At 56.6% G+C, this 8,525-nt stretch carries 16 protein-coding genes; 15 read left to right on the forward strand and 1 reads right to left on the reverse strand.

Features of this window, described 5'->3' with window-relative positions:
* Window positions 1-121: 121 nt before the first annotated feature.
* On the reverse strand, window positions 122-958 hold the full coding sequence (locus AC07V4_RS07250) for a S24 family peptidase (protein ID WP_492635710.1): 837 nt from the start codon (window positions 956-958) through the stop codon (window positions 122-124).
* Between the two features lie 112 nt (window positions 959-1,070).
* On the opposite strand from AC07V4_RS07250, the gene AC07V4_RS07255 reads away from it, so the two are divergent.
* The 15 genes from AC07V4_RS07255 (at window position 1,071) to AC07V4_RS07325 (ending at window position 8,349) form a co-directional block, all read left to right on the forward strand.
* On the forward strand, window positions 1,071-1,307 hold the full coding sequence (locus AC07V4_RS07255; RefSeq protein ID WP_017479602.1) for a helix-turn-helix domain-containing protein: 237 nt from the start codon (window positions 1,071-1,073) through the stop codon (window positions 1,305-1,307).
* Window positions 1,308-1,389: 82 nt separating this feature from the next.
* On the forward strand, window positions 1,390-1,812 hold the full coding sequence (locus AC07V4_RS07260; protein WP_138453496.1) for a phage regulatory CII family protein: 423 nt from the start codon (window positions 1,390-1,392) through the stop codon (window positions 1,810-1,812).
* 1 nt (window position 1,813) lies between these two features.
* On the forward strand, window positions 1,814-2,299 hold the full coding sequence (locus AC07V4_RS07265; protein ID WP_492635400.1) for an HNH endonuclease signature motif containing protein: 486 nt from the start codon (window positions 1,814-1,816) through the stop codon (window positions 2,297-2,299).
* A gap of 61 nt (window positions 2,300-2,360) precedes the next feature.
* A complete protein-coding gene (locus AC07V4_RS07270; RefSeq protein WP_492635399.1) occupies window positions 2,361-3,206 on the forward strand; it encodes a phage replication initiator YdaU family protein in 846 nt (281 codons plus the stop codon).
* A complete protein-coding gene (locus AC07V4_RS07275; protein WP_492635398.1) occupies window positions 3,196-4,002 on the forward strand; it encodes an ATP-binding protein in 807 nt (268 codons plus the stop codon). The genes AC07V4_RS07270 and AC07V4_RS07275 overlap by 11 nt, the downstream gene beginning before the upstream one ends.
* Window position 4,003: 1 nt before the next feature.
* A complete protein-coding gene (locus AC07V4_RS07280) occupies window positions 4,004-4,639 on the forward strand; it encodes a hypothetical protein (protein WP_492635397.1) in 636 nt (211 codons plus the stop codon).
* Between the two features lie 105 nt (window positions 4,640-4,744).
* Window positions 4,745-5,143: a recombination protein NinB gene (locus AC07V4_RS07285; RefSeq protein ID WP_492635396.1), complete on the forward strand. Its 399-nt coding sequence runs from the start codon at window positions 4,745-4,747 to the stop codon at window positions 5,141-5,143.
* Window positions 5,143-5,298 carry a hypothetical protein gene (locus AC07V4_RS07290; RefSeq protein WP_492635395.1) on the forward strand — a complete coding sequence of 52 codons (156 nt, stop codon included), beginning with the start codon at window positions 5,143-5,145 and terminating at the stop codon, window positions 5,296-5,298. Before AC07V4_RS07285 ends, AC07V4_RS07290 begins: the two co-directional genes overlap by 1 nt.
* Window positions 5,295-5,573 (forward strand): hypothetical protein, encoded by a 279-nt coding sequence (locus AC07V4_RS07295; RefSeq protein WP_492635394.1) that lies wholly within the window; start codon window positions 5,295-5,297, stop codon window positions 5,571-5,573. The genes AC07V4_RS07290 and AC07V4_RS07295 overlap by 4 nt, the downstream gene beginning before the upstream one ends.
* Window positions 5,573-6,151 (forward strand): recombination protein NinG, encoded by a 579-nt coding sequence (locus AC07V4_RS07300; protein ID WP_492635393.1) that lies wholly within the window; start codon window positions 5,573-5,575, stop codon window positions 6,149-6,151. Before AC07V4_RS07295 ends, AC07V4_RS07300 begins: the two co-directional genes overlap by 1 nt.
* Window positions 6,148-6,693 (forward strand): hypothetical protein, encoded by a 546-nt coding sequence (locus tag AC07V4_RS07305; RefSeq protein ID WP_492635392.1) that lies wholly within the window; start codon window positions 6,148-6,150, stop codon window positions 6,691-6,693. Before AC07V4_RS07300 ends, AC07V4_RS07305 begins: the two co-directional genes overlap by 4 nt.
* Window positions 6,694-6,850: 157 nt before the next feature.
* Window positions 6,851-7,222 (forward strand): hypothetical protein, encoded by a 372-nt coding sequence (locus tag AC07V4_RS07310; protein ID WP_492635391.1) that lies wholly within the window; start codon window positions 6,851-6,853, stop codon window positions 7,220-7,222.
* A gap of 116 nt (window positions 7,223-7,338) precedes the next feature.
* On the forward strand, window positions 7,339-7,743 hold the full coding sequence (locus AC07V4_RS07315; RefSeq protein WP_492635390.1) for a hypothetical protein: 405 nt from the start codon (window positions 7,339-7,341) through the stop codon (window positions 7,741-7,743).
* Between the two features lie 88 nt (window positions 7,744-7,831).
* The gene (locus AC07V4_RS07320) at window positions 7,832-8,017 is read left to right on the forward strand and encodes a zinc finger domain-containing protein (protein WP_492635389.1); all 186 of its coding nucleotides are present in this window, start codon (window positions 7,832-7,834) and stop codon (window positions 8,015-8,017) included.
* 8 nt (window positions 8,018-8,025) lie between these two features.
* On the forward strand, window positions 8,026-8,349 hold the full coding sequence (locus AC07V4_RS07325) for a hypothetical protein (protein ID WP_092489149.1): 324 nt from the start codon (window positions 8,026-8,028) through the stop codon (window positions 8,347-8,349).
* Window positions 8,350-8,525 lie beyond the last annotated feature (176 nt).

The raw sequence follows: 8,525 nt of genomic DNA on the forward strand, positions 1-8,525 counted from the left end.
CCTCTGAGCTGGTGCTCCGCATCCAGATAACGCATCTTTTTTGAGCCAAAAGACGACTTGAGCCGGGCTGCAGAGTCTTTAGGATCGTGACTGTTGGCTGGGATTATCGCGGGGTATGGCTTCATACCGGTTGTCCATTCCACACATAAAGCACTCGAGCCAGGATGTGTGTGTCATCCACCCGAATGTCCTCGGGATCGTGGTGCTTGTTGTCGGAGATCATCTTGAAGCGATCCTTGCCTTTCTTTTGCAGGCGCTTCACGTACAGCATCTCGTCGTGGGAGAAGAGGTAGATGCCATCACCCGTGAACTCCCTGATCGTGATGTCCACGAGCAGCGGGTCGCGGTCTTTGATCGTGGGCGCCATGGACTGGCCCCACCCGGTGATCATCTTCAGGTGAAAGTGTTCTTTGAAGGTAAGGCCCAGGTCGCGCAGGTGCTTGGGGCTGACCCTTATGTCCTGGAGCATTTCCGGATATTCGTGCGGTATCTGTCCGCCGCCCATCGCCGCACGCACGTCGTAGTGGGCAATCCACACCTCATCGCCGACCTGACCAGGGCGAGAGAAGTCTACGGTTATGACGTTACTCGACTCGTCAGCGGCCGCAATGATCCTGTCACGAGCGGTGCTCGATAACCCTTTGACCTTCGAAAGCATCTGCTTTATCTGGTCAGCCGCAGTCTGCGCGGATGTCTCGCTTGCGTGATCGCTCGAAGTCAGCTCGTCAGCTGGAGTTATCGACTCACCAGGCGATATGGAGTCAAACCAACCTCTGGGCAGCCCCTCAATCGCCTCGATTCTCCGCGCTACGTCGTCTCCCAAATTCTTCGCCGTCTTGTCCGACAAAATCTGACTCAGGTGCGCAGGCGCCATTCCCCAGCGCTCGGCGCACGCGCCTTTTCGCTGGTTTCCTATGAGGCTGATCAGTTGCTGTTTACGAATCGCATAAATATCCATGCGGGCAAGAATGCCAGCGTTTAGCTCAATGCTAAATGTGCTCACAGCTAAATATTCCTTGCTACGATATTAGCCATAAGCTAAATTTCTCCTATGTTTAAGGAGAGATCCCATGAATGACCATCTGCGTGACTGGCTCGCCAGCGCTTCAAACGAACGGCGCCAGTCAGTGGCTGCCGCTGCCAAGACGACGGTAGGGCACCTGTGGCAGCTGGCAGGCGGTCACCGAAAAGCCTCGGCCGATCTGGCAGAGCGCCTTCAGGACGCTTCAGGTGGAGAGATCACCATCGCAGGTTTGCGACCGGATCTTCTCGACCTAGCGCACAAAGTCCTACGCGGCGCCGCCTGACACTCCTGTCCGCCGTTCCATTGAGCAAATGATCGCCTCTGCACCTGCAGGGCGCCACGTAAAGAATTTCGAGGTTTTAGGTATGCAGGATTTTCTGAGGGCTTGCGACACCTCTGTCGAAGAGGCGAATACCAAGAATCTCGCCACGTTGATGAGCATGCCGCCGGTGAGCTTGCTCCAGCGCGCGAACGCGAACTACGACGGCGCCTGGTTCAACGTGAAGCATCTGTACTCCCTGCTGCTGCATACCGAGGACATGCGTCCATTGGCGGCGCTGGCTGGCGAGTTCGGTTATTCGATCGTGAAGACTGATCAGCCCATGGCGATCGACATTCATGACGCTCTTGGGCGTGCAACGCTTGAGTTCGCCGAGGTCACTGTTGAGACGCATGCGGCGATGGCTGATGGTCGGGTAGATCAGGTTGAGCGCGCTCGAATCCTGCGCGAGATCGACCACGCCGAAAGCGCTCTGGCACAGCTGAAAGCCTCTGTGAAGGTCGCCTGACATGCAAATGACAGCTCAAGAGGCGAGACGGCTTTTTAAAGTGGTCGATGGAAAGCTGGTGAATCGGATTGACCGTAATTTCGCACGAGCCGGATCTGTTTGCGGAGGTGTAAACGGCTGGGGGTACGTCCAGCTCCAGTATCAAGGGCAAACCTACAAAGCCCATCGCGTGATTTGGCTTTGTGTCCATGGCTGCTGGCCGGGAGAGCTGGATCATATCAATGGTAATCGCGCTGACAATCGGATCGAAAACCTCAGAGAGGTAACCAGGCAGGAAAACCTGCGGAACCAAAAAGTGCGCATCAACAGCTCGACAGGGGTTATGGGCGTTACGAGGGAGGGAAAGAAGTGGCGCGCAAGAATTCGAGTGAATGGAAAGTTTATCCATCTTGGCTACTTCGAAGCCATGGATAGCGCGGTAGCTGCCAGAAAAGCTGCAGACGTTAAGTACGGATTCCATGAAAACCACGGAAGACCTGCTGCCTGACACCCACAAAAAAGCCACCGGACGAGGGTGGCTTCTTCTACTGCTGTAAGCGAGATAAATCATGCCAAACATTGTTCCGATACACAACCCTCGGGGGTTCACCCGAATGGACAACCAGATGATGGATGGCTTGATGGCCATCGATTTGTCGGCGCGCGAAATGAAGATCGTTCTATACGTGGCAAAGGCCACTTTGAACTTCAGCACGGGCGCTCATCGAATCCCAGCGGTCGATATCGCTAAAGCAACCCACATCCACCCTGACACGGTATCGAAGGCTATCTCCGGCCTGCTGCGCCGACGCGTGCTCTACCGTGAAGGCGGTGCGCGCGGTGACATCGGGGTTTGCGATCCAAAAGAGTGGATCTTCGTAGTAGAGCCGAAACAGACCATATCGTCTGATTCGGCTCAAGTGGTCCGAATCGGCTCAGCCGCGAATCAGACCAAAACCGACGACTCCCTTCTTTATACAAAGAAAGAACCCCTATTAACTCTTTCTTCGAAAGAGATTAATCCGCCCCAACCAAAAACCGAACCGCCGAAGCCTGATCGCAAGGCACCGTTCGGCATGACTCAGCTGCTGGCTGACAACCCGCACAACGTCCCCGAGCAACTGCTGGCCGACTGGCTGACTCAGCGCAAAGCCAAGCGCGCCGCGGTGACCGCCACCGTCTGGTCAACCGTGAACACCGAACTGGCCAAGTGCGCCGAGGCCGGGATCACCGCAGACGACGCAATCACCGAAGCGCTGAATTCCGGCTGGCAGGGTTTCAAGGCCTCCTGGGTGATCAAGCGATTGGCTGAATCAGCGCCGGTGCTGGCTTCGCAATCACGCCACACCGGCTTTGCCGACCGGAATTACACCGACGGACTGATCCAGCGGGAGGACGGCAGCTATGCACTCTGAGCCAGTACAAGCCACTCCAGAGCTTCCACCGGGAACCCGCATCCAGCCTGCTGACTGCGAAACTCATGGTGCCTACGAGCAGAAGGTCTTCTCGGTGCTAGGCCGGGAGCTGAGAAGCAATTGCCCTGAGTGCAGCCGTATTGCCCGGGAGAAGGCCGATGCTGCTGAGCGCGCCAACAAGGCGATGGAGCTTCGCATGGCACTTGCCCGCAAGTTGGGTGACGCCCTGATCCCGAAGCGATTTACCGCTCGCACCCTGGGCAACTACCAGGCCGGTAACGAAGGCCAGCGCAAAGCCCTCCGTTTCTGTCAGCACTACGTGCAGATCTTCGACGAGATCCTGAAGACTGGTCGCTGCATGGTGTTGATCGGGAAGCCCGGTACGGGGAAAACCCACCTCGGCGCAGGCATGGCCAACGAGTTACTGCACAACACGTCACGCACAGCGGTGTACCGCACTGTCGGCGCGATCCTGCAGGCGATCCGCGCGACTTACGACAAGCACAGCGAACGCAGCGAGGCGGAGATTCTGTCGAGCCTGATCGACCCGGACCTGCTGGTGCTCGACGAAGTTGGCGTGAGCAAGGAGCAGCCCAGCGATTTCGAGCTGACGACCCTGTTCGCCATCATCAACGGCCGGTACGAGCAGGAGCGCCCGACGGTGGTGATCTCCAACCTCGAAGCCAGCCAGTTGCCGGCCGCCATGGGTGATCGCTGCGTCGACCGGCTGCGCGAGGGTGGAATGATCGTGGTCCCGTTCGATTGGGAATCACAGCGCGGCAAGGAAGGGTTTTGACATGACCATCGACAAGCAACAACTTCAGAAGCTGCTCTGGGCCGAAGCTGCGTCATACCGGGCCGACTGCGCCGACTGGAAGCGCAACACCGAGGCGCTGGATGAGTTCCTGGGTGAGAAGACCGTGGGGGAGGTGGCGCTTGAGCTGCTGGTGGAGAACGAGCGACTTGCCGCCAACGTGAAGCTGAATCTTTGCGATCACCCTGCAATTCACCGCGGGGATGTCGATCTTCTGATCGCGTTCGTATCGGGAACCTCACAGATTGAACTGGCGAAAGTTAACGGCTGTACGCCTCCCAACATCAGCCGAAAGGTGCGCCGGGTAAAGGCTCGACTTGGGTGGCGGGAGGGTATGTCCGTGGCGGAAATCCGCGCCCGCGCCGAGCAGTTGCGCTCGCTTGCATCTCAAGGCGCGGTTGTAACTGCCGACCTTATGGCCGAGCGCGACCAGCTCAAGGCCGAGAACGATTTTCTCCGCAAGCTGGCTGGCGATACCGGGCAGGAACTGAGAAAGGCCTCTAGCTGGATCTGCCGAGAAGTCGAAGCCGGAACAGAGTCGGCGACACACTGGGCCATTCGTTTACGCGAAAAGGCTGACCTGATCGACGCCGCCATGGGCAAGGGGGAGCTGTCATGAAAGCCATCCTTCTACACCCGCTCGGACTCTCCCCAAACGTATGGGTGCAGAAGGTTGGCGGCGCAACTGTACCTTTTGAGTATTCGCTGAACAAGGAGGCGCTCCATGGCTGAGTTCGCCATTCGCAGCGCGGGCGACTTGAACCGTCTCTACGGCGCACTGCACGCCATCGATCTATCCAAGCCGAAGGTGGTGGTGATCAAGGACGAGAAGCGCCCAGACATCTGCAACAGGAAGATGTGGGCGATGCTCAAGGATGTCTCCAGCCAGGTCGAGTGGTACGGCAAGAAACTCTCGGACGAAGACTGGAAGCACGTATTCAGCTCAGCGCTGATGAAGCAGGACGTGGTGCCTGGAATCGACGGTGGTTATGTCGTCTTGGGTGTCTCGACTCGCAAGCAGTCTCAGAAATGGTTCAGCGATCTGTTCGAGCTGATGCATGCCTTCGGTGCTGAACATGACGTGAAGTGGACCGAGCAGGACAAGTGGGGAGGGCGCTACTGATGAATTACGCGGATATTTTCGGAGTGTTGATTGCCGTGGCGTTTGTCGTTGGCGTGGTACTGGACCAGCGGCGCAAGCGTTCAGTAGGAGACTTCGAGCGCAAGCGCCGTGACCGTAAGGCCGAAGTTGAGCGTGCCGCGAGGAAAGCGCTATGAGACAGAAATTCAGCATGCGCTATATCGCTTGGCAGGCTGCTACAGGGCTGCTTGACGGGGATATGTACCTAGAGGCTTGGAAAGGTATCTACCGTTTCGGCTTCGCTCTAACCGCGTTCGCTATTCGGCTGATGATGCTTGTCACCTTCCCGATTTCGGTACCCCTGCTTTGGGGCTTCCTCCGTGTTATGGAGCCGATTAACCAGAAGCGACGAAAGGCGCGCAACGAGCGAGCGATGCAGGCCTATCGCAAGCGACTGCAGGAGGAGGACTGATGCTCGCCGCCAAACAACCCAAGCCCAAAACCTGCAAGAACCCAGCATGCCGGGCCTCATTCGTCCCGCAGCGCCTGGGGCAGGCGGTGTGCAGTCCGAAGTGTGCTCTGGCCGTTGTCGAGGTGAAGAAGGCCAAGGAGAAAAAGTCCCTGGCACTAGCAGGTCGCCGCGAGATCAAGGTGCGCAAGGAGGCCCTGAAGAGTCGCAGCGACCACATGAAGGATACGCAGAAGGCTTTCAATGCCTGGGTGAGAGAACGAGACGCCCAACTGCCCTGCATCAGCTGCGGACGACACCATCAGGGCAAATATGACGCCGGTCATTACCGGACGGTCAAGAGCAATCCAGCCCTCCGGTTCGAACCGCTCAACTGCCACAAACAATGCGTGCCATGTAACCAGCACTTGTCGGGGAACATCGTTAACTACCGAGTTGAGTTGGTTAACCGCGTCGGGATCGACCAGATCGATTGGCTGGAAGGCCCGCATGAGCCAAAGCGCTACACCGTCGAACAACTCAAGGCGATGACCGCCAAATACCGGGCAATGACCAAAGAACTGAAGAGGGCAGCAGCATGACGTATCGCAACGTTGTTTCAGCGGTGGTTCGGGCGCTTGCGGCCGAGACAATCAACTCTGCCGGCGGCTGCGACTTCGAGCCTAAGGTGCAGTGCGCCAAGCAGAAGGGGGAGATCGTCGGAAAGGAAGCGGCTTTTCTGCAGGACTGCTGGGTGTTCGGTCGTCTGCACAAGGCGCTCACCCCTGCACACTGGCGGGCACTGGTAGCGAAGTACTCCACTCACGAAGAGCGCAAGCACGGTGCCATTCTGGAGTTGCTGAACTCTGTGAAGTCGCCGGCACCGAAACGGTTTCGTGAGTGCGCAGTGCTGACATGGGCCATTCCGCAGGTTGCCGGTGCCGAGGGCAAGCGATCCGCCGCGGTGTTGCCGGCCGCTTGGTACGACATCACCAACTGGGATAACGACGGCAAGCCAGAATCGACCCGGTACCGGTGGCGCTCAGGGATCCGCAAGACGCTCGATGACCAGGTGAACGAAGCGCTGACGGCTGCTCAGGAACTGCTTGATGCGGAAGGATTAATCGAAAGTTGTGCTGCGTAGCAGAAAGCCATTGCAACGAGTGAGAAAGTGAGAGAGTATTTACCCATCCTGTCGATCTTGCGCGTTGAGGTTGCACAGTAAAGCCCGGCCATCAAGCCGGGTTTTTTATTTTCCGTAGTCATGGCAGAGTCCTCCTAACTTCAAAGGAGTGATATGTATGGAAATGTGGGAGCTCGCTAAGCGTATTCTGGCCTCGGCCAACGAGGGGCAATCATTTACTCCCTCTCTCGCTGGGTCTGCGTATCGAAGACATCTCGAAAGTCTTGGAGAGCGTGAGCTCCCGCCAGTAGAAGACTTCCACAATTGGGCAGAAACGCTCGCAGCCCAAATGGAATTCGTTGGCCTGATTGAGAAGGCACCAGCATCTGGGCATGGCCCCGCCATTCTGGGCGTGAAGCGTAAAACCGAATTTGGACATGAGCTTTATTCTGCGCTCCAAGGCCACAACGTGGTGCTGCTCTTCCAGTCGATGCAGGCCACGATTGACGCTGGAGAAATTCGGAGAATCTTGCACCAGCTAGATTATTGATTTTCACAAATCCTAGACCCAGCCAAGCGCTGGGTTTTCTATGCTAGAAATTTGTTCTAAAGAACGCTCGATCGGTGTCGATAAATCTTTATCGTGCATTCATGGAGCGGATGAATATGTTCGGATTTTTGGCCGACAAGGCAAAGGCATTGTCAGAAGCCGTTAGCGAGACGGCGATCTCAGCGAAGGATGCAGTCCTTAACTCTGTTGGAGAGGGGGCAAACGCAGCGACTGAGTATTTGGAAAAAAATTGGCCACAGATAGAGCGCGTCGTGGTTGATGGCCTGCTTACTGTTACGCATGATCGCATCAAGGATGACGAAGCGTTTTTGCTTGTTGCGGAAAAAGCTTTTGAGCTTCTGCCTGCACCTGTACGTCTTTTGCTTCCAAGATCCGCATTCCTCGCGCATACCGAAAAACATCGGGTCTCTATCGTTGAATTGCTTGAGGAAAAGCGGCAGCAGCGGCTTGCTTTGGAGGCTCCTGCAGCCGCAGTGACTGACGTGATACCTACAAGCTAAAGGGCTCACTACTTAATCTCATGCCCGGCCTTGGCGCCGGGTTTTTTATTGCCCATGGAAAGGGTAATTCAGCAAAAGGAATTTGCAGATGTTGAAAGAATTCAGATGCGGTAACTGCAAAAGACTTCTCGCCCGCACGGGTGGGTTTACAGAGCTCCAGATCAAATGCTCCCGATGCGGGACGTTGAATCATGTGAAGGCCACGAGCCTCGAGCAATCGCCTTTGAGCGACATGAATGCGGAATTCTCCGCGACAAATCATTCGACTCAATAGGTGAAAAAATGGAACCAGTACAAATCGGCAGCCGTTTCAAGTCGGTCGCAACCAGCTACGCAGAGGCAATTTTCACTCCGGCACAGAACGTCAATGGCGCTGTAGTCCGGACCGCTACGATGATCAGCCCCGTCGGGAACGGATTTATTAGTACCGGCACGACCATTCCGGAAGGGCGCTGGGTGACCAACGTGCCCGTTATCTTGTCCGCCGTTAGCGGTTCTTCCACTCTTCCGTTCTCTGTGACCATTCCTGCCGGCCAGGGCCTGTGGGTAGCAATGACACAGAATGGCGGCGGTACGGCTTACGTGACATACGACCTGCTGCCGTAAGGCGCAGAGGGCTGCATATGCAGCCGTTTGCTTTTCTCCTGTCCTTACGTGACAGGCCAAGGCCCTGGCATTTGCCGGGGCCTTCCTATTTTCGGCCCCGACACACCCATAGTCCCGAGCTGGGAGTGCTGCTGGAGCTGATCTTTTACGAGGCTCGCCCTGTCGGCGGGCCTTTT

This window comes from Pseudomonas sp. GW821-FHT03A09 (genome assembly GCF_059421065.1).

Coding starts and splice junctions, on each gene's coding strand:
- AC07V4_RS07250 (WP_492635710.1), bottom strand. CDS start 958: ATGGATATTTATGCGATTCGTAAACAGCAACTGATCAGCCTCATAGGA.
- AC07V4_RS07255 (WP_017479602.1), top strand. CDS start 1,071: ATGAATGACCATCTGCGTGACTGGCTCGCCAGCGCTTCAAACGAACGG.
- AC07V4_RS07260 (WP_138453496.1), top strand. CDS start 1,390: ATGCAGGATTTTCTGAGGGCTTGCGACACCTCTGTCGAAGAGGCGAAT.
- AC07V4_RS07265 (WP_492635400.1), top strand. CDS start 1,814: ATGCAAATGACAGCTCAAGAGGCGAGACGGCTTTTTAAAGTGGTCGAT.
- AC07V4_RS07270 (WP_492635399.1), top strand. CDS start 2,361: ATGCCAAACATTGTTCCGATACACAACCCTCGGGGGTTCACCCGAATG.
- AC07V4_RS07275 (WP_492635398.1), top strand. CDS start 3,196: ATGCACTCTGAGCCAGTACAAGCCACTCCAGAGCTTCCACCGGGAACC.
- AC07V4_RS07280 (WP_492635397.1), top strand. CDS start 4,004: ATGACCATCGACAAGCAACAACTTCAGAAGCTGCTCTGGGCCGAAGCT.
- AC07V4_RS07285 (WP_492635396.1), top strand. CDS start 4,745: ATGGCTGAGTTCGCCATTCGCAGCGCGGGCGACTTGAACCGTCTCTAC.
- AC07V4_RS07290 (WP_492635395.1), top strand. CDS start 5,143: ATGAATTACGCGGATATTTTCGGAGTGTTGATTGCCGTGGCGTTTGTC.
- AC07V4_RS07295 (WP_492635394.1), top strand. CDS start 5,295: ATGAGACAGAAATTCAGCATGCGCTATATCGCTTGGCAGGCTGCTACA.
- AC07V4_RS07300 (WP_492635393.1), top strand. CDS start 5,573: ATGCTCGCCGCCAAACAACCCAAGCCCAAAACCTGCAAGAACCCAGCA.
- AC07V4_RS07305 (WP_492635392.1), top strand. CDS start 6,148: ATGACGTATCGCAACGTTGTTTCAGCGGTGGTTCGGGCGCTTGCGGCC.
- AC07V4_RS07310 (WP_492635391.1), top strand. CDS start 6,851: ATGGAAATGTGGGAGCTCGCTAAGCGTATTCTGGCCTCGGCCAACGAG.
- AC07V4_RS07315 (WP_492635390.1), top strand. CDS start 7,339: ATGTTCGGATTTTTGGCCGACAAGGCAAAGGCATTGTCAGAAGCCGTT.
- AC07V4_RS07320 (WP_492635389.1), top strand. CDS start 7,832: ATGTTGAAAGAATTCAGATGCGGTAACTGCAAAAGACTTCTCGCCCGC.
- AC07V4_RS07325 (WP_092489149.1), top strand. CDS start 8,026: ATGGAACCAGTACAAATCGGCAGCCGTTTCAAGTCGGTCGCAACCAGC.